The organism is Caulobacter sp. HMWF025, from assembly GCF_003060965.1.
GTDB lineage: Bacteria > Pseudomonadota > Alphaproteobacteria > Caulobacterales > Caulobacteraceae > Caulobacter.
This window is the reverse complement of sequence record NZ_QAII01000065.1, coordinates 17,600-35,286: the sequence shown is the minus strand read 5'-3', so window position 1 is coordinate 35,286 and position 17,687 is coordinate 17,600. Positions and strand designations below refer to the sequence as shown.

The 17,687-nt window shown below is 65.1% G+C and carries 17 protein-coding genes and 1 pseudogene; 5 read left to right on the top strand and 13 right to left on the bottom strand.

The window, feature by feature from the left end:
- The first annotated feature begins 23 nt into the window (after positions 1-23).
- From DBR10_RS08215 to DBR10_RS08200, 4 genes are all read left to right on the top strand, one after another.
- Positions 24-116 carry a hypothetical protein gene (locus DBR10_RS08215; RefSeq protein WP_108556255.1) on the top strand — a complete coding sequence of 31 codons (93 nt, stop codon included), beginning with the start codon at positions 24-26 and terminating at the stop codon, positions 114-116.
- A gap of 180 nt (positions 117-296) precedes the next feature.
- Positions 297-701, top strand: coding sequence for a very short patch repair endonuclease (locus DBR10_RS08210; RefSeq protein ID WP_335582549.1), 405 nt, complete (start codon positions 297-299; stop codon positions 699-701).
- 106 nt (positions 702-807) lie between these two features.
- A complete protein-coding gene (locus tag DBR10_RS08205) occupies positions 808-1,863 on the top strand; it encodes a DNA cytosine methyltransferase (RefSeq protein WP_199223552.1) in 1,056 nt (351 codons plus the stop codon).
- Between the two features lie 37 nt (positions 1,864-1,900).
- Positions 1,901-2,764 carry a NaeI family type II restriction endonuclease gene (locus DBR10_RS08200; RefSeq protein ID WP_108505189.1) on the top strand — a complete coding sequence of 288 codons (864 nt, stop codon included), beginning with the start codon at positions 1,901-1,903 and terminating at the stop codon, positions 2,762-2,764.
- Positions 2,765-2,792: 28 nt separating this feature from the next.
- On the opposite strand, the gene lepA is transcribed toward DBR10_RS08200, so the two are convergent.
- On the bottom strand, positions 2,793-4,601 hold the full coding sequence (lepA, locus tag DBR10_RS08195; RefSeq protein WP_108505190.1) for a translation elongation factor 4: 1,809 nt from the start codon (positions 4,599-4,601) through the stop codon (positions 2,793-2,795).
- Positions 4,602-4,748: 147 nt separating this feature from the next.
- On the opposite strand from lepA, the gene DBR10_RS08190 reads away from it, so the two are divergent.
- Complete coding sequence (locus DBR10_RS08190) at positions 4,749-5,357, top strand: DUF1134 domain-containing protein (protein ID WP_108505191.1); 609 nt, start codon at positions 4,749-4,751, stop codon at positions 5,355-5,357.
- 17 nt (positions 5,358-5,374) lie between these two features.
- Here the strand turns inward: DBR10_RS08190 and DBR10_RS08185 are convergent, their stop codons facing one another.
- From DBR10_RS08185 to DBR10_RS08125, 12 genes and pseudogenes are all read right to left on the bottom strand, one after another.
- Positions 5,375-5,902, bottom strand: a complete 528-nt coding sequence (locus tag DBR10_RS08185) for a TIGR00645 family protein (RefSeq protein WP_108505192.1) — start codon at positions 5,900-5,902, stop codon at positions 5,375-5,377.
- A 116-nt stretch (positions 5,903-6,018) separates the two neighbouring features.
- Positions 6,019-7,587: pseudogene (locus tag DBR10_RS08180) on the bottom strand (DUF4139 domain-containing protein); the annotation flags it as partial.
- A 95-nt stretch (positions 7,588-7,682) separates the two neighbouring features.
- The gene (locus DBR10_RS08175) at positions 7,683-9,056 is read right to left on the bottom strand and encodes a DUF4139 domain-containing protein (protein ID WP_108505194.1); all 1,374 of its coding nucleotides are present in this window, start codon (positions 9,054-9,056) and stop codon (positions 7,683-7,685) included.
- A 227-nt stretch (positions 9,057-9,283) separates the two neighbouring features.
- Positions 9,284-9,889 carry a peptide-methionine (S)-S-oxide reductase MsrA gene (gene msrA, locus DBR10_RS08170; protein WP_108505195.1) on the bottom strand — a complete coding sequence of 202 codons (606 nt, stop codon included), beginning with the start codon at positions 9,887-9,889 and terminating at the stop codon, positions 9,284-9,286.
- A gap of 67 nt (positions 9,890-9,956) precedes the next feature.
- Complete coding sequence (locus DBR10_RS08165; RefSeq protein ID WP_108556254.1) at positions 9,957-10,211, bottom strand: hypothetical protein; 255 nt, start codon at positions 10,209-10,211, stop codon at positions 9,957-9,959.
- Entirely contained in the window at positions 10,208-10,504 is a 297-nt protein-coding gene (locus DBR10_RS08160) for a hypothetical protein (protein WP_108556252.1), read from the bottom strand. The genes DBR10_RS08165 and DBR10_RS08160 overlap by 4 nt, the downstream gene beginning before the upstream one ends.
- A gap of 512 nt (positions 10,505-11,016) precedes the next feature.
- Positions 11,017-13,416, bottom strand: a complete 2,400-nt coding sequence (gene pheT, locus DBR10_RS08150; RefSeq protein ID WP_108505197.1) for a phenylalanine--tRNA ligase subunit beta — start codon at positions 13,414-13,416, stop codon at positions 11,017-11,019.
- Positions 13,413-13,811 (bottom strand): hypothetical protein, encoded by a 399-nt coding sequence (locus DBR10_RS08145; RefSeq protein ID WP_108556251.1) that lies wholly within the window; start codon positions 13,809-13,811, stop codon positions 13,413-13,415. Before DBR10_RS08145 ends, pheT begins: the two co-directional genes overlap by 4 nt.
- Entirely contained in the window at positions 13,811-14,884 is a 1,074-nt protein-coding gene (gene pheS / locus DBR10_RS08140; RefSeq protein WP_108556250.1) for a phenylalanine--tRNA ligase subunit alpha, read from the bottom strand. The genes DBR10_RS08145 and pheS overlap by 1 nt, the downstream gene beginning before the upstream one ends.
- A gap of 120 nt (positions 14,885-15,004) precedes the next feature.
- Positions 15,005-15,364, bottom strand: coding sequence for a 50S ribosomal protein L20 (gene rplT, locus DBR10_RS08135; RefSeq protein WP_108505198.1), 360 nt, complete (start codon positions 15,362-15,364; stop codon positions 15,005-15,007).
- A 15-nt stretch (positions 15,365-15,379) separates the two neighbouring features.
- Entirely contained in the window at positions 15,380-15,580 is a 201-nt protein-coding gene (gene rpmI, locus DBR10_RS08130; RefSeq protein ID WP_007672148.1) for a 50S ribosomal protein L35, read from the bottom strand.
- Between the two features lie 150 nt (positions 15,581-15,730).
- Positions 15,731-16,963 (bottom strand): MFS transporter, encoded by a 1,233-nt coding sequence (locus DBR10_RS08125; protein ID WP_108505199.1) that lies wholly within the window; start codon positions 16,961-16,963, stop codon positions 15,731-15,733.
- Positions 16,964-17,687: the final 724 nt, after the last annotated feature.

The window sequence follows — 17,687 nt, the reverse complement described above, 5'->3', positions numbered from 1 at the left end:
CCTCTGGGCAGAGCCATCCTTACATCTCACGGCGAGACGATCGCCGGTCTGGACAGGTTGCTCAAGGACGGCGCTCCGCGCCGCCGCGTCGCGGCTGGCCGAAGGCCAGTCCTTGACCAACCTGTCCAGCCCGGCACGCTGCAGCCTCCAGGAGATATAAGGTTCGCACCGACGTTGGGGTCGGGTTACGGGGGCTACCGGCGGGTTGGACGTCTACACTATGGCTCTCGTCAGGAAGCGCCGGGGCGCGCGGGGTGATTTCGGTGTAGTGTCGGTTTGGTCCATCAAAGCAATTCATGTCGATGAAGCCAAAAGACCCGCGAACTTCCATGGCGATGGCGCGAGTGCGCCAGAAGCGGACAACTCCGGAGGAATGTGTAGCCTCGCTGCTGCGCGAAATAGGGGTGGCATACCGGAGGAACGTTAGATCACTCCCAGGTTCACCTGACTTTGCAAACCGCAGGAGAAAGTGGGTTGTGCAAGTTCATGGGTGCTTCTGGCATCAACATACTTGCGCCCGAGGCTCGATGCCGTCTCACAACGGTGAACTCTGGCGAGCCAAATTCGAGCGCAACAAGGAACGGGACGTTCAGGCAGAGAGCGCTTTGTCGGGACTCGGGCTGCGGGTTCTGACGGTCTGGGAATGCGAGACAAAGGACCGCGGGCGGCTTGCGGAAAAGCTGACTGCGCATGTGCTGTAGAATCAGCCGGTAGCCGGCATCCTAACAAGCGATTGCTTGACAGGAACTCGATATTCGCGTTTTGTTCCAGTTATCGGAACGGTGGATAATTCTTATGACTCTCCGTGTGATTGATCTGTTCAGCGGCGCAGGCGGCATGAGCCTGGGGTTCTGCGATCAGAATTTTTGCGGGGGTTTTGAGACCGTCCTAGCGATCGACAATGATCAGGCCGCCGTCAAAACCCATGAGCTGAATTTCCCTGGTCGAGCAGTTTGCGCGAATATTGAGGAATGGCTGCTGCACAACGAGGTGCCGGCAGCCGACGTGGTCATCGGCGGCCCGCCTTGCCAAGGTTTCAGCCTGCTGAACAAGAAGCGTGACGGTGACACGCGCCGCGCGCTTTGGGAGCCGTTCATTGAAATTGCTGAGCGTTCAGGTGCTCGAGTGTTCGTCATGGAGAACGTCGCAGAGCTTTTCCGCTCGCCTGAGCGTCAGTTGATCGAGTCCAAAGCCAGGCAGCATGGTTTTCAAACTCAAGCGACGATAGTCAATGCGGCCGATTATGGAGCGCCTCAGACGCGTAAGCGGACAATCATCCTGGGTTGGCGGGAAGCGAATAGCTTCCCGAACTTTCCTCCGCTGCCGTCGCACGCGGACCCGAAGTTGAAAAGCAATCTGCCGCGATGGCGTACGGTTCGCGACGTGATATCGGATCTGCCGATGCAAACGTTAGGGACTGAGATCGGATCTGTTCCGACGCTGAACCTGCATTTTGGACGCACGCCCACGCAGAAGAGCCTTGAGCGATATGCGGCTGTACCGCCCGGTGGAAATCGCTTTGATCTCTTGGCTAAACGTCCAGACATCACGCCGGATTGCTGGGTTCGTAAGACCAGCGGCGGCACTGACCTGTTCGGACGCTTGTGGTGGGATCGACCTTCGGTGACGATCCGCACTGAATTTTATAAGCCCGAGAAGGGGCGCTACCTTCACCCTGAAGCTAACCGCCCGATTAGCCATCGGGAGGCTGCGCGCTTGATGGGGTTTCCGGACAGTTTCAGATTTTACGGGACCAAGGTTGAGGTCGCGCGACAGATTGGAAACGCGGTTCCGCCAAATCTCGCCGGAGAGCTAGCGAAGACTGTCCGGGATATTCTGGTCGAACGGCAGCTCGCAGCGTAGTTAACCTAACGTATACGCGGGTATGTGACGCTGTGGTATGAAGCAGCCTCACTTCAACGACGATCGCGAACTATTGGTCTATCTGACCGACAAGCTCAAACGCGCAGTCAGTGATCCTGACGGAGTTGTGGGCGCGACTGCTCAGTTAATTCGTCGCGCTATTGATGAGTTAATCGATGCGCCCAGAACCAAGCGCCTTGTTCTCTCCCAATGCGAAAAGACGGAGAAAACGTATCTCGGTACAAAGATCGAAATTCTATTCAGAGATGCTATAGGTCAGCCTAAAGGTAAATTCCTAGACCTCGACCTCGGCGGGGTAGACGTCGACATAAAGCATACAATAAAAAAATCATGGATGATCCCGAAGGAGGCAATCAATAAGCCTTGCGTTCTCATATCGGAAAATGAAATAAAAGCTCGCTTCAATCTGGGCGTAGTCATATGCCGCCCTGAAAATCTAACCAGTGGCGACAATGGAGATCGGAAATTGCAGATCTCAGCCTATGGTCGCGAGCAGGTCGTTTGGTTGGCGAAGGATGAGCCTTATCCACCTAATATTTGGCAAGGCTTCGACCCTAAGCTACTTACACTTATAAATTCCCACCGCGGTGGTGCAGCGCGAATAGCAGAACTGTTCCGGAATATTCAGCGCAAGCCAATTCCGAGGAGCGCTATTCCTGCGATTGCAGCACAGTTAGACCCGTTGAAGCGCGTCAGGAAGAACGGTGGTGCTCGTGACATTTTACGCCCGCAGGGCATCGCAATCCTTTGGGGCACAAAAGATAGAGCACTGATAGCTGCCCTCCAGCTCCCAGCGACGCTGTCAGATGAATTTATCAGCTTGAGCCCAAGCAATGCTGAGGAGCGAGAGCAGCTACGTGCTGCAGGACATTTGGACTGATTTCAGAGGGCCCTAGCTCAGCCCCCGATCAATCCTCGTCCATCTTCAGCGCCGCAATGAACGCTTCCTGCGGGATCTCGACCTTGCCGAACTGGCGCATGCGCTTCTTGCCGGCCTTCTGCTTGTCCAGCAGCTTGCGCTTCCGCGAGGCGTCGCCGCCGTAGCACTTGGCGGTGACGTCCTTGCGCAGGGCGCGGACGGTTTCGCGGGCGATGATCTTGCCGCCGATGGCGGCCTGGATCGGGATGACGAACATGTGCTGCGGGATGAGGTCCTTCATCTTCTCGCACATGCCGCGGCCGCGGCTCTCGGCGCGGTCGCGGTGGACCAGCATGGAGAGGGCGTCGACGGGCTCGGCATTGACCAGGATCGACATCTTGACGAGGTCGCCCTTGCGGTAGTCCTCGACCTGGTAGTCGAAGCTGGCATAGCCCTTGGAGATCGACTTCAGGCGGTCATAGAAGTCGAAGACCACCTCGTTCAGCGGCAGGTCGTAGACGACCATGGCGCGGCTGCCGACATAGGACAGCTCGCGCTGCATGCCGCGACGGTCCTGGCACAGCTTGATCACGCCGCCGAGATATTCGTCGGGGGTGAAGATGGTGGCCTTGATCCACGGTTCGCTGATGCTCTCGATGTGCATCGGGTCGGGCAGGTCGGCGGGGTTGTGCAGCTCGATCTCGGTGCCGTCGCGCATGTGGATCTTGTAGACCACCGAGGGGGCGGTCGCGATCAGGTCGAGGTCGAACTCGCGCGACAGGCGCTCCTGGATGATTTCCAGGTGCAGCAGGCCCAGGAACCCGCAGCGGAAGCCAAAGCCCAGGGCGGCGCTGCTTTCCATCTCGTAGGTGAAGCTGCCGTCATTGAGGCGCAGGCGGCCGACGGCGGCGCGCAGGTCTTCAAAGTCGGCGGCGTCGACCGGGAACAGGCCGCAGAACACCACGGGCTGGACGTCCTTGAAGCCCGGCAGGGCTTTTTCGGTGGGGCGCTTTTCCTCGGTCAGGGTGTCGCCGACGGCGGCGTCGGCCACTTCCTTGATCTGGGCGGTGAAGAAGCCGACCTCGCCGGGGCCGAGGCTCTCGACAGGGGTGTTCTTCGGCTTGAAGACCCCGACGCGGTCGATCAGGTGGACCGAGCCGTGCTGCATCATCTTGATCTTCATTCCGGCCTTCAGGCGGCCGTCGAAGACCCGGACCAGCACCACGACGCCCAGATAGGCGTCGTACCAGGCGTCGACCAGCAGGGCCTTCAGCGGGGCGCTCTCGTCGCCCTTGGGGGCGGGCAGGCGGGTGACGATGGCTTCCAGCACGTCATGGATGCCGAGGCCCGACTTGGCGCTGGCCAGCACGGCGTCGCTGGCGTCGAGGCCGATCAGGTCCTCGATCTGGGCCCGGACGCGCTCGGGCTCGGCGGCGGGCAGGTCGATCTTGTTGAGGACCGGGACGATCTCGTGATTGTTGTCGATGGCCGAATAGACATTGGCCAGGGTCTGGGCTTCCACGCCTTGCGAGGCGTCGACGACCAGGATCGAGCCCTCGCAGGCGGCCAGGCTGCGGCTGACCTCATAGGCGAAGTCGACGTGGCCGGGGGTGTCCATCAGGTTGAGGATATAGGTCTCGCCGTCATCGGCCTTGTACTCCAGACGCACGGTCTGGGCCTTGATGGTGATCCCGCGTTCCTTCTCGATCTCCATATTGTCCAGCACCTGCGCGGTCATCTCGCGCGCGGTGAGGCCGCCGGTCTCCTGGATCAGGCGATCCGACAGCGTGGACTTGCCGTGGTCGATATGGGCCACGATGGAAAAGTTTCTGATCTTGTCGAGCGGGGTAGAGGTCATGCGCCCGCGTCTAGCACATTTGCGCCGTTTCGCGAGGGGGCTTGAGGCGGTGTTTCCTCATGCTTAACCAAGCCTTAAAGGCGGCCGCCGCAAACCGGTCCCAATGGGCTGCAACAGTAGCGCAACGAATCCAATGAGAGGCCAACCATGGACCGTCGCAAGCTGATCATTTCCGGCATGGCTGCTGCAGGCACTTCGGCGGCGTCCAGCGCCTTCGGACAGGAGCCGGCCTCGGCACCCGGAAGTGGCGCGAGCTATCCGACAGGCGCGGCCTCGACCTATTCGGCGGACGAAATGATCCGGGCCACGTCAGATTTCCTCGGCGTCACGGCCGAAGCCGCCGGGGGAGCCATCGAACGGATCTTCCGTGAAAAGGGCCAGCCCACGGGCTATATCGCCGGTGAGGAAGGCTCGGGCGCGGTCGGCGTCGGCCTGCGCTACGGGCGGGGCCTGCTTTACATGAAGGGCCGGCCCACCCAGGAAGTGTTCTGGCAGGGCCCCTCGGTGGGCTGGGACTGGGGCGGCAATGCCAGCCGGGTCTTCACCCTGTGCTATAACCTGCAGTACGGCGACGCCATCTATCGCCGTTTCCCGGGGGTCGAAGGCACGGCCTATCTGGTCGGGGGGCTGGGCGTGAACTACCAGCGCGCCGACGACATCACCCTGGCCCCGATCCGCGCCGGCGTCGGTCTGCGGCTGGGGGCCAATGTCGGCTATCTGGGCTACAGCCGCAAGCGCAAGGTCCTGCCGTTCTAGGCAGAAGCCGGCCGACTTCAGCCAGCTTTGACCTTGCTGTTCAGCCAGTCCATGAGGGCCAGCAGCACGCCGGAGACCACGAAGGACAGGTGGACGACGACCAGCCAGAACAGGCGCGGCTGGTCGAGTGCGATGCCGGGTTCCGTCAGCTTCAGGAAGGCCTTGAGCAGGGCGATGGCCGAGATCGCTACGATCGAGGCGATCAGCTTCATCTTGAGGCCGGAGAAGTCCACCGTTCCCATCCAGTCGGGGCGGTCCTCGTGGCTGGCGGTGTCGATCTTCGAGACGAAGTTTTCGTAGCCCGACAGGATCACGATCACCAGCAGGTTGGCCGCCAGCGACAGGTCGATCAGGGTCAGGGCCATCAGGATCGCATCCTCTGGCGTCATCGCCAGAATGTGCGGCAGCTCGCGAAACAGCTCCTGGAAGAAGACCACCAGCAAGGCGGCCAGGGCGATGACCAGACCGACATAGAACGGGGCCATCAGCCAGCGCGAGGCGAACAGGCCGCGTTCCAGTGCAGTTTCCAGGGCAGGCTTCTTCATCATGGTCTCCCGACGTCCGGCCGTTCTAGCGACTGGAGATGACGATCTCTAGGTCAGGACGCCCAAACAGCCGAGAGCTAGTCTAGGGGTCACAGCCTCGAAAGTCGCTCGTGCCCTCAGTCAACGTACTGGATCCGGTAGCGGAATGTCCGGGTCTCTCCAGGAGCCAGGGTGACTCTCCACGCGACCTGGCCCTGCCGGATGTCATGTCGGGAGGGCTCAGACAAAACCTTGAAGAAGGCCGGGCTCGGGTCCTGGCGGATCTCGAAGGTTGCCGGAACGGTCTTGGCGTTCGACAGGTCGACTTCGTAGGTGCTGCGAACCTGGTTGTTCTTGAACGCTTTCAGTTCAACGAGCCTAGGGCGGGCCCGCACGTCCATCGCGCGACCGATGACCAGATCCAGCGGTTCGCCCACCGGAACGTCTCGCACGGCCTGTTCGCCGGCAAAGGTCGGGCGGCCGTCGGCGGTCTCCATGGCGGAAAGGGCTCCTGAGGGCAGGGGCTTGCCCAGGCCGTTGGCGGCCTTGTTTTCCAGGCGGAGGACGACCTCGGGTGCCTGCGGGGCGGCGTCGTCCTGGTAGGGCGTCCAGACATTGACCCCGACGACATAGAGCCGCTGGAAGGCGACGTTCTTCTGGTCGAGGAAGGCCACCTGCTTGGTCTGGCGGGGATTGAGCGTGACCGGCTCGGGCAGGGTGTAGAGCTTGTAGTCGCCCAGATCGGACTGCTCGGCCAGCTTGGCGCGGGCGCCGGTGATGACGATTTCCTCAGCCTCGGCTCGGGCCATGGGGGCGGGGGCCATCACCATCATGTCGGGTGGTGATGGCGGGGGCACTATCATCGGCGGAGTCATGAGGCGCTTGCCCACATGCGTCGTGTCCATCGGCCAACAGGCGCGGCTGATCGCCTTGGCCTCGCCCCGGCTGACCTCGACCTCTTCCCGCGCCAGCTTGCCGGCCACGGCCTGGGCGGGGGCGTTGGCGAACTGGCTGCCGCCGCTGTTGACCAGGGTCAGCCAGCCCGACAGGTCCAGCCGCTTTCCGTCCGGATGGATGCGCGCCACATAGTCAGCCTGCCAGTTCACGCCGAGCGCCAGGTACGACACCGTCAGTTTAGCCCGCATCGGCTCGGGCACATCGACGATGGTCGAGAGGCTGGGCTTGTCGGTCAGGCCGTCCGGCGCGCGGGCCAGAACCAGCCGTTCGGGGCCGCCGGAGCAGCCCAGGGCCTCGACGCCCTCGGCGGTGCGGACCATCAGACCGCTCGGGCCCTGGATCAGAACGGCGTCGGCGGTCTTCTGGTGCCCTGTGCGACGGTCCGTGCGGACCACCTTGATTGGCTGGCCCAGCGAGCGTTCGATCAGGGTGCCGGGGCTGAGCAGAGCGTAGTCATAGTTACGCTCCACGGCCGGGCCGGGCAGGCCCTCGACCGCCGCGCTCTGCGGGATCAGACCCTCGGCAACGCCGTCAAAGCGCAGGGTGTGTCGCCCGGCCGGCAGATCCATGGTCCGGGTCTCGGTGACCAGGATCAGGCCCTTCTCGCGGGCCTCCTCGCGCTGCCATTCGTCCAGAGCCTGGAAGGGTCCGTCGCCATCCCGATAGAGGGTGATGGACAGCTTTTCCGGAGCCGATGAGGCAATGGTGTCGGCCTGGGTGGATACCCCAAAGCCGCTCATCCCCGCGAAAGCGGGGATCCATGCGAGGGCGGCTCCCCAATGACGCAGGCCGTTCGACCTCAGCTTGGGTCCCCGCTTTCGCGGGGATGAGCGGAATATTCTGCTCACCAGCCTGTCTCGACCGTGAAGGTCAGCACCGTCTCGCCATTGGCCGGCACCGGCACGCTCCAGCCCAGGGTGCGGGCGTCGATGCGGCGGCTCTTGAGGCTCTCGGCCCTGACCTCGCCGTCGCGCCACAGGCCGCCCTGGCGCAGCTCCACTGTCACGGCCTCCGGCCGAGCATTGCGGACCAGGTATTTCATCTCGTAGCGCGAGCGGGTTTTGGAGACCTTTTCCTGACTGACCAGGGTGGCCTGGCTGGTGACGTCGAACGCTTCGCCGGTCTTGATCGACAGCTCCGAACCGGCCGGAGTGTGGTCCAGGGCGTTCTCGCCGATGAACTTGGGATCACCGGCCTGGTCGCGCATATAGACCCGCATGACGCCGGCCGGCAGCTGGCTGCCCAGGCCCGCCAGCTTTGCATTGCTGAACTGGATGGCCACGGTGGCGGAGGTCGGGTTCTCCTCGCTGCCGAACCAGGCTTCGCGGATCTCATAGACCTTTTTGGCCGCCACGCCCTGGGCCGACAGGAAGCCGACCTGCTTGTTCTGGTTGGCGGCGATCGTGGTGCGCTGGGGCAGGGGGTAGATGTAGTAGTCGGCGACCCGCTCGCCGGTGCCGCTTTCGGTTCCGGCCGAAACCATGGAGCGCGGCTGCGGGCGATAGCCGCCGTTGTTCAGCTGGTTGACCTGACCGGCCACCAGCTGGGTGCGGGCGTTTTCGAAGGGCGTGCCGGAGTTGTTGGTCAGGGTGATCCAGCCCTGCAGGTCCAACGCCTGCTTCTTCTCGTCAAACAGGGCCACATAGTCGGCCTTCCAGCCGAGGCCCGAGGTCAGGTAGCTGAGCTTGGTGCCGCGTGGCCCGGCCTTCTCGGCGTCGACGGTCACCGACAGGGTGGGGCGGGCGCGCAGGGTCTCGGGCACCTTGTCGAAGATCACGCGGGTGGGCACGCCGTCGTCGCGCAGCACCTCGATGCGGTCACCGATCTTCAGGACCACGCCCTCATTGGCAGCCAAGACGGTAGCGACCTCGGTGGTCTCCTTGCCGTCGCCGGGATTGGTGCGGACGATCTTCACCTGCTGGCCGACCGCCTTTTCCATCAGCTTGTCGGGGGTCAGCAGGTCATAGTCGAAGTTCTGCTCGACAATGCTGACGCCGGGGGCCGACAGGCTGACGGTCTCTGGGCGGATGGCGGCCGAGACGTCCTTGAACTCCAGCTTCTGGCGACCGGCCTTGAGGTCCAGGGTCCGGGCGTCTTCGACCAGGGCCAGGTCGGAATTGTAGATGGTCACCGAGAGGTCGGGCGCAGTTTGGGCTGCGTGCACCGGGCCTGCGATCAGAACCAGAGCGGCGGTCGTCAGAAGCGCGCGGCGAGTCATCGGTGATCTCCCATTTTATGATCGTAAATCTATATGGGAATGAGGCGAAGTCGAGGCGCGTCGTGCGGGGGCATTCGGAAGTAGGGCAGAAGCCGCTGACCCCCTACGGGTCGCTACGCGACCGTCTTCCCCCTGAGGGGGAAGAGGAAAAGCGCGGACCTCATCTTCCCCCTCAGGGGGAGGAGCGCCGCAGGCGCGGAGGGGGCAAGTGATTGCGGCACCGCCTCTTACCCGCCCCAAACCTGCTTCAGCCGCAGGTCGCGACCGCAGCCCATGCGGTAGGCCTGGTAGTTCAGCGCATTCCGCTTGGCGTAGTCGCGGTGGTATTCCTCGGCTGGCCAGAAGGTCTTCAGGTCAAGGACCGGCGTGACCATCTTGCCGGTCTTCAGACGCTTGGCCGCCTCGGCCCGGGACTTTTCGGCAAGAGCGCGCTGGGCGGGCCCGTCAACGAAGACGGCCGGACGATAGGACGGGCCCCGGTCGCAGAACTGGCCGCTGTCGTCGGTAGGGTCGACCAGCTTCCAGTAGCGATAGAGCAGGAAGCCATAGTCCAGTTTGGCCGGATCATAGGTGACGCGGACGGCTTCATAGTGGCCGCTGCGCTCGCTGGTCACGTCGCGATAGGTGGGCCGGTCGACATGGCCGCCGGTATAGCCGCTCTCGACCTTGAGCACGCCCGGCACGCCCTGCATGTCGTGCTCCATGCACCAGAAGCAGCCGCCCGCGAAGACGGCGGTCGCGGTCTTTGGGGCCGGCTTTGGCGGCGTGGCGGCCAGGGCGGGCAGGCCCGTCAGCAGCAGAACGGCAGTGATCAGTCTAAGAAGGCGGCGCATCGAGCGATCCCGGAAGCGGCCCGGAAGGCGGGCCTGTGCATCAGATACGGATGGGCGGGCGCTTTGGTTACGCCCGCCAGCCGAATCCGACGCCGCGCACCGACGGACAGGCCGCCAGACGCGAGGCCAGGACCTCGGCCCGCTCATCGCCCTGGTCATCGATCTCGAGCCGGATGGCTAGGGACTGGCCTTCCGGGGCGGCGGTCAGGGTCCGCAGGCGGGCCTGCTGGACGCTGGCCACGCCGAGGACCCGCATCAGGGCGTCGGGTGTGTCCTCGGCCGTGACGAGGAAGAGCCGTCGTTTGTCGTCCTCGGGTTTCATGGCCGGACCCACTGATGCTCGACGCTGGCCGAGCTGACGCCGGGCCAGGCGGCCAGGTCACGGGCCAGCAGTCGGGCCGCCTGATCGCCCAGATGCCGGACGCGCAGGCTGGCCTCGACGATCTGCCCGACAGGCTTGAGGGTGAAGGCGCACAGCTCGGCACCGCTGTCGGCCAGGCCCTGGCGCACGGCGTCCAGCGCGCTGTGGGCGTCCTGGGCGGCCAGCAGCAGCTGATGGACGGTGACGCCGTCGGCATCGCTGTTGAAGGCGGGTGGTGATGGCAGGTAGCTCATGGTTCGGTCCCCCTTGAGTTTGGAAAGACCGACAGACCGCACAACAAAAAGCCCCGCTCCTTTCGGAAGCGGGGCTTTTGAAGATCTTGCGATCTGTCGGCTGCGGTCTGGTTATCTCGCGCGCCGTTGCCCCGTCCGTACCGGAACGGTTTTAATCTGGGTCCACATCATGGTCGCGACGCACGACATCGCAGCGACGGCGGCAAAGCCGGTCGCAAAAGCGATGTTGAGGACGAGTTGCGAGGCCATGGTGAGGTGGAAGCTCCGTGCGTGCAGCCTAGAGGTAGCGTGGGCAGGGCGCTTGCGCAAGGCTTTGCCTGCGAAGGAGGCGTTTGGCCGCGGTTTTGGGCTGATTGTTCGAATGAGCGGCGACGTTGCCACCTCGTTGAGCACTCGCCCCCTCCGCGCCTGCGGCGCTCCTCCCCCAGAGGGGGAAGAGGACCGTCGCGCACCTTGTCTTCCCCCTATGGGGGAGGAGGATGCGCAGCATCCGGAGGGGGCGAGTCTTCGATCTACCCCCGCAGCTTGCCGCCGGCCTTTTCGGCTGCGGCCACGATGCGGGCCGAGAGGGCTTCGATCTCGGCTTCAGTCAGGGTGGCCTCGCGCGGTTGTACGACGACTTCCAGGGCGACCGACTTGAAGCCGTCCGGCACGCCGGGGCCTTCATAGACGTCGAACACCTGGACGGCGGCGATCAGGGCCTTGTCGGCCCCGGCCGCGGCACGCACCAGGTCGCCGGCCGGCCTGGTCTTTTCGACCAGGAAGGCGAAGTCACGGGTCAGCGGCATCAGGGGCGAGGGCGAGAACGCCGGCCGGCCCTTGGTGGCCTTTTTCTTCGGCTCGGGAATGGCGTCCAGGGTGATCTCGAAGCCATAGACGGGACCCGTCACGTCCAGTGCCTTGAGAACGGCCGGATGCAGTTCACCGAACTCGGCCATCACCGCCTTGGGACCCAGCTGCAACCGGGCCGAGCGGCCGGGATGCCACCAGGTCGAGGCCGAGCCCTGGGCGGTCTGCAGCTTGTCGACCGGCGCGCCCAGCTCTTCCAGCAGGGCGAGAAGGTCGGCCTTCAGGGTGAACAGGTCGTCCTGGGCCGCCTTGTCCCAGCCGCGCGGGGCGCGGGGAACGAGAATGGCGCTGACCATGGTCCGCTGGTCCTGCGGACGGTCGCCGTGGAAAGTCGGGCCGATCTCGAACAGGGCCGCATCGGGGAAGCCCTTGCGGGCATTGCGGCCCGCCGCCTCGATCAGGTTGGGCAGCAGCGACGGACGCATGCAGTCCAGTTCCGAGGCGATCGGATTGGCCAGCACGAGTTCCGGCGCGCCGCCGCCGAACAGGGCAGCCGTCTTCTGGTTGGTGAAGCTCCAGGTCAGGGCTTCGGCATAGCCGGCCGCGGCCAGGGCGCGACGGGCGACCCGGCCCCGGGCCTGTCTGGGCGTCAGGATGCCGCCGACGGCGCGGGGCACTTCGGGCAGGGGCGTCGAGGGCAGGGCCCCGTAGCCGGCGATGCGGGCGACTTCTTCGACCAGATCGGCCTTGCCGGCCACGTCGCGGCGGAAGCTCGGCGGGGTCACGGTCCAGGGCGAACCCAGCTGGATGTCGAAGCCCAGATCGCTGAGGATCTGGCGCGTGCGTTCCGGTGTCACCGCCAGGCCCGCCAACTGTTCGACATAGTCGGGCTCGAAGCCAAAGCCCGTCGGGGCGGCTGGTGCCGTGCCGGCGACCACGATCTCCGACGGCTCGCCGCCGCAGAGCTCGAGGATCAGCTTCGTCGCCAGCTCGACGCCGGGCACGACCGAGCCGGTGTCGACCGTGCGGGCGAAGCGGTACTGGGCGTCGCTTTTGATGCCCGTGGTGCGGCCGGTCTGGGCGATGCGAATCGGTTCGAACCAGGCGCTTTCGACGAAGACGTCGGTGGTCTCGTCCGAGCAGCCGGTGCTTTCGCCGCCCATGACACCGCCGAGGCCGATCGGGCGCTCGCCTGAGGCGTCAGCGATCACGCACATGTCGGGCGTCAGTTCATAGGTCTTGCCGTCCAGCGCGATCAGGTGCTCGTCGCCGTTCTGGCCGTGGCGGCCCAGACGGGTCGAGATCTCGCTGCCTGACAGCTTGGCCGCGTCATAGACGTGCAGCGGCCGGGCGCGGTCGTAGCTGATCAGGTTGGTGATATCCACGAGGGCGCTGATCGGGCGCAGGCCGATCGCCAGCAGGCGGTCCTGCAGCCACTGGGGCGACGGGCCGTTCTTGACGCCGCGGATCAGGCGACCGGCGAACACCGGGCAGGCCTCGCCGTCGACCTTGACGGAGATCGGGCAGGGGAAGGTGCCGGCCACGGGGTCGATCGACAGGTCCTTCAGCGTGCCGAGCCCGGCGGCGGCCAGGTCGCGGGCAATGCCGGCGACGCCCAGCCAGTCGGGACGGTTGGGGGTGACCTCGAAGTCGATGACGGCTTCCAGGCCGAGAGCGGTGGCGGCCGGGGTGCCGACGGCCAGATCGCCCGGCAGGTCCATGATGCCGTCGCTCTCGCTGGCGGCTTCCAGCTCGGAGGCCGAGCAGAGCATGCCGTTGGAGACGACGCCGCGCACCGGCTTGAGGGCCAGGGTGACGTCCAGGCCCGGCACATAGGCGCCGATCGGGGCATAGATAGTGGTCAGGCCGGCCCGGGCATTGGGCGCGCCGCAGACGATTTCCTTCATGCCGTCGACGGTCTCGACCTGGCAGACCCGCAGCCGGTCGGCATTGGGATGCTGCACGGCCTCGACGATCCTGGCGACCGTGAAGGCCGCCAGCTTGGTGGCCGGATCGGTGACGTGCTCGACCTCGAGGCCGGCCATGGTCATGGCAGCGACGATCTCGGGCGCGGTGGCGGTGGTCTCAAGGTGGTCCTTGAGCCAGGACAGGGTGAACTTCATTGGGAATTATCCAGCGCCAGGATCTGCTGCAGGAAAGCCTCGGGGCCGGTGAAGCCGACGCCGTGGAAGTGACAGCCGATGAAGGTGCAGTCTTGAACGGGGATCGCGCCGACGACCTTTTGCGGGCCGGCCGGACGCAGGACGAGGTTGCGGATGTCGCCGTCGGCAAAGCCGAAATTGGTGTCGTCGAAATGGGTGCCGGGCAGCACCAGCATGACGGCCGGACCTTCGATCAGACAGTTGCGGAACGTGCGGCCACGGATGACCTGGTCACCGGCGATCATGTTGGCGCGGAACAGCTCGAACAGGACGATGTCGAGATCTTCCAGCACCGGGGCCAGGGGATCGGCCGGAACGCGGCGGGGACGGGATTGCGGTTGCGTCGTGTCGGTCATCAGCTCAGTCCGGAAGCAGCGTTCGGCGCGGCAAAGGCGCTGAAGCCATAGTGCGAAAGCCAGCGGGTATCGGACGACCACATGTCGCGCAGGTCGGGCATGCCGTATTTCAGCATGCCCAGACGGTCGACACCCATGCCGAAGGCAAAGCCCTGGTACTCGTCGGGATCAATGCCACAGGCCCGCAGCACGTTGGGGTGAACCATGCCGCAGCCAAGGATCTCGAGCCACGAGGTGCCCTGACCGATCTTGATCTCGCCGCCCGAGCGGTCGCACTGCACGTCCATCTCGGCCGAGGGCTCGGTGAACGGGAAGTGGTGCGGGCGGAACTGGGTGGTCACCGCATCGGTCTCGAAGAACCGCGCCAGGAAGGTCTCCAGCGTCCACTTCAGGTGGCCCATGTGGATGCCCTTGTCGATCACCAGACCCTCGACCTGGTGGAACACCGGCGTGTGGGTGGCGTCGTTGTCGCAGCGATAGGTGCGGCCCGGGGCGATGATGCGGATCGGCGGCGTCTGCGAGACCATGGTCCGCACCTGCACGGGGCTGGTGTGGGTGCGCAGCAGCATGCGCTCGCCGGAATCCTTCGGGTTGAAGAAGAAGGTGTCGTGCATCTCGCGGGCCGGGTGCTTCTCGGGGAAGTTCAGGGCCGTGAAGTTGTGGAAGTCGTCCTCGATGTCCGGACCTTCGGCGACGGCAAAGCCCATCTCGGCGAAGATGGCGATCATCTCGTCCATGGTCTGCATGGTCGGATGGACGCTGCCCTTGCGGCGATGCGGCGCCGGCAGGGTCAGGTCGAGGGTCTCGCTGGCCAGCCGGGCGTCGAGCGCAGCGGTTTCCAGCGCGGCCTTTTTCTCGGCGAGGGCGGTCTGGACGACATCGCGCAGGGCGTTGATGGCCGCGCCGCGATCCTTGCGCTCCTCGGGGCTCATCGCGCCGAGGGTTTTCAGCAGGCCGGAGATCGAGCCGGTCTTGCCGATGGCCGCGACGCGCACGGCGTCGAGGGCGGAAAGGTCAGCGGCGGCGGCGACTTGCGCCAGCACATCGGATTCGAGGGTTTTGAGATCGGTCATGACGGGCTTCCGTCTAGAGCATTCGGGCGGGGCGGAGTAGGGGAGCGCGCAGCAAAAAGCCCCCCGGTTCGCACCGAGGGGCTTTTCTAGATCGCATTCGGGACGGACCCGAAAAAGACCTTAGGCGGCCAGGGCGGTGCGGACCTTGTCAGCAATGGCCTTGAACGCGATCGGGTCGTTACCCGCGATATCCGAAAGGACCTTACGGTCGATCACGATACCCGCCACGTCCAGGCCGTGGATAAACTGCGAGTAGGTGAAGCCTTCGGTGCGCGCACCGGCGTTGATGCGCTGGATCCACAGCGAGCGGAAGGCGCGCTTGCGGACCTTGCGGTCGCGGTAGGCGTACTGGCCGGCCTTGTCGACGGCGGCCTTGGCGGTACGGATGGTGTTCTTGCGGCGGCCGTAGAAGCCTTTCGCCTGTTCAAGAACCTTCTTGTGCTTGGCGTGGGCGGTGACGCCACGTTTGACGCGAGCCATGTGTCAGCGCTCCTCTTAAAGGCCGTAGGGCAGGTACGAACGGATGGTCTTGGCGTCGGATTCGCTCATGACCTTCGTGCCGCGGTTCTGGCGGATGTACTTGCCGTTGTGGCCGATCAGACGGTGACGCTTGCCGGCGACGCCGGCTTTCAGCAGGCCCGTGGCCGTGATCTTGAAGCGCTTTTTGGCGCCCGACTTGGTCTTCAACTTAGGCATTTCGCGTCGGAGCTTTCGCCCCGTCCTCTGGGATAGCAAGACGAACCGCCATGGCATGCCAATAAGCCAGGCGGTTCCGGAAAGGCGGGGTTACTACGGGAAAGAGTCGGGGAAGGCAAGGGGAGTCGGCGGATCACGTCGCCGTCCTCCTCAGGCCGCCCGGCGCAGCGAGCGGCTGATCATCACCGCCAGAGCGATCGCGGGGAGGGTCAGCAGCGCGCCGAACCAGTAGGGGCCGCCGATGGCAAGGCCAAACAGCGGTCCGGCCAGCATCGGTCCGGCCATCCGCGCCAGCGACCCGGCGGCCATGTTCAGGCCCAGCATGGCCCCCTGCTGGTCGGAGGCGGTCGAGCGCGAGATCAGCGCCGCCACGCAGGGGAAGACCAGCGACTGGCCAAAGGCGGTCAGGCCGACGAACAGCGGCACACTGGCCCCGTTCGGGGCAAAGGGCGTGATCGTCAGGCTGAGGGCAATGATCGACAGGCCTGCGATCAGCACGCGCGGTTCGCCAAAGCGGCGGGCCAGCCGCCCGGTCACGGCCCCCTGGCCGATCGAGGCGACGATGCCGATCACGGCAAAGCACAGGCCCACCTGCTGCGGACCCCAGCCGAAGCGGGCCTCGGTCCACAGGCCAAAGATCGATTCCATGCCCGCAAAGGCCGCCGTCGAGACCAGGGTGACCAGCAGGATGCGCGACAGCACCGGATGGGAGCGGGCGGCCTCGAGGGCGGCCCGGCGATGCGGCCGTGGCGCGTCGACGGCGCGGGGCGAGCGGCTCTCGACCACGAACAGGAAGACGCCCAGCGAGGCCAGGGCCGACAGGCCCGCCGCTGCAAACAGCGGGATCTGGAAGCCCAGATGGCCGGCCTCCGGATGGGCCAGAAGACCACCCAGGGCCGGGCCGATGACGAAGCCGGCCCCGAAGGCCGCCCCCAGCAGGCCCATCCGCCCGGCGCGCTGTTCCGGCGGGGTGACGTCGGCCATATAGCCCTGGATGGTCGAGATGTTGCCGGTGGCGAACCCGCCGACCAGCCGGATGGCGAAGGCGGCCCAGAGATTGGGCGCAAAGGCCAGGGCCACATAGGCGGCGGTATTGGCCAGGATGGTGATGATCAGCACCGGCCGGCGGCCGATGCGATCCGACATCCGGCCCCAGAACGGCTCGGCGAAAAACTGGCCGAGGCTGTAGGCCGAGAACAGGGCCGTGATCTGCCAGGGGGCCGCGTTCAGCGACTTGGCATAGAAGGGCAGCAGCGGGATGACGATCCCGAAGCCGACCAGATTGATGAACACCACCAGCAGCAGGACATAGAGCGCGCGCGGGCTGGCGGCCGGCGTTTCAGGCTCGGCTTTTGCGGGCTGCGGCGTGGCGGACTGGGTCATGACGAGGCGCGGTGTAGTCCTGATTGACGGCCGTGGCGACCGTCGATGCGGATGGGCGAGCTCAGGTCTCCCTGTGCCGCGACGCGGTGGAACAGGGACCGCCACGCGATCGCCGCCTCACGCGGTTTGGCCGCTGAAGGGATGGGAAGGGCTGCGGAGCGTTCGGGCCTCGCCCGGAAAAAGAGTTTTGATTACCGTTTCGACGAAGTCTGAACGCTCCGCGTGATCGTTCTGTCGGAAGCGTGCGACGCCTGAGCCCTGTTAGAGCCTCGCCGCCTTGAAGCCTCCGGCGGGCGGACCGGGTTGCGGCCCCGGTCCGGACTGCTGATCCTTCCAGATCAGCCTGCTGCTCGCCCGACCCCTGACGTGACGTCGTTTCTGTGATCCACGGCCGACCGCCGCCAGACACGACAGGGTTGGCAGCTTTCACCTGCCATCGGTTGAGCTTCCCGCTCGACCACCCCACGCCGCCGCTCCGGTCGCTGGCCAAGCGCCCTTCCCCGCGACGAGGTGAGGTGATTATGCGGGGGGTTCTGAGCGCGTTTGATTGGCGCGATGGAGATATTTGTAAGGGGTTGATCGGGTTGGGGTTTGTCTTGGAAATGACGGGGATTGGTGTCGATGGATCCCCGCTCTCAAGCTCAAAATCCTTGTCATCCCGGCCGGACGCCCGCGAGGGCGGGAGCGCCGGGACCCAGGGGTAGGCGCACTGCGGTTGCCCCTG

What these genes read in the sequence shown, in the direction of transcription:
- DBR10_RS08165 (WP_108556254.1), bottom strand. Translation starts at nt 10,211, where the DNA reads ATGAAACCCGAGGACGACAAACGACGGCTCTTCCTCGTCACGGCCGAG.
- DBR10_RS08190 (WP_108505191.1), top strand. Translation starts at nt 4,749, where the DNA reads ATGGACCGTCGCAAGCTGATCATTTCCGGCATGGCTGCTGCAGGCACT.
- DBR10_RS08145 (WP_108556251.1), bottom strand. Translation starts at nt 13,811, where the DNA reads ATGACCGACACGACGCAACCGCAATCCCGTCCCCGCCGCGTTCCGGCC.
- DBR10_RS08125 (WP_108505199.1), bottom strand. Translation starts at nt 16,963, where the DNA reads ATGACCCAGTCCGCCACGCCGCAGCCCGCAAAAGCCGAGCCTGAAACG.
- rplT (WP_108505198.1), bottom strand. Translation starts at nt 15,364, where the DNA reads ATGGCTCGCGTCAAACGTGGCGTCACCGCCCACGCCAAGCACAAGAAG.
- pheT (WP_108505197.1), bottom strand. Translation starts at nt 13,416, where the DNA reads ATGAAGTTCACCCTGTCCTGGCTCAAGGACCACCTTGAGACCACCGCC.
- pheS (WP_108556250.1), bottom strand. Translation starts at nt 14,884, where the DNA reads ATGACCGATCTCAAAACCCTCGAATCCGATGTGCTGGCGCAAGTCGCC.
- DBR10_RS08160 (WP_108556252.1), bottom strand. Translation starts at nt 10,504, where the DNA reads ATGAGCTACCTGCCATCACCACCCGCCTTCAACAGCGATGCCGACGGC.
- DBR10_RS08185 (WP_108505192.1), bottom strand. Translation starts at nt 5,902, where the DNA reads ATGAAGAAGCCTGCCCTGGAAACTGCACTGGAACGCGGCCTGTTCGCC.
- msrA (WP_108505195.1), bottom strand. Translation starts at nt 9,889, where the DNA reads ATGCGCCGCCTTCTTAGACTGATCACTGCCGTTCTGCTGCTGACGGGC.
- rpmI (WP_007672148.1), bottom strand. Translation starts at nt 15,580, where the DNA reads ATGCCTAAGTTGAAGACCAAGTCGGGCGCCAAAAAGCGCTTCAAGATC.
- lepA (WP_108505190.1), bottom strand. Translation starts at nt 4,601, where the DNA reads ATGACCTCTACCCCGCTCGACAAGATCAGAAACTTTTCCATCGTGGCC.
- DBR10_RS08175 (WP_108505194.1), bottom strand. Translation starts at nt 9,056, where the DNA reads ATGACTCGCCGCGCGCTTCTGACGACCGCCGCTCTGGTTCTGATCGCA.
- DBR10_RS08210 (WP_335582549.1), top strand. Translation starts at nt 297, where the DNA reads ATGTCGATGAAGCCAAAAGACCCGCGAACTTCCATGGCGATGGCGCGA.
- DBR10_RS08200 (WP_108505189.1), top strand. Translation starts at nt 1,901, where the DNA reads ATGAAGCAGCCTCACTTCAACGACGATCGCGAACTATTGGTCTATCTG.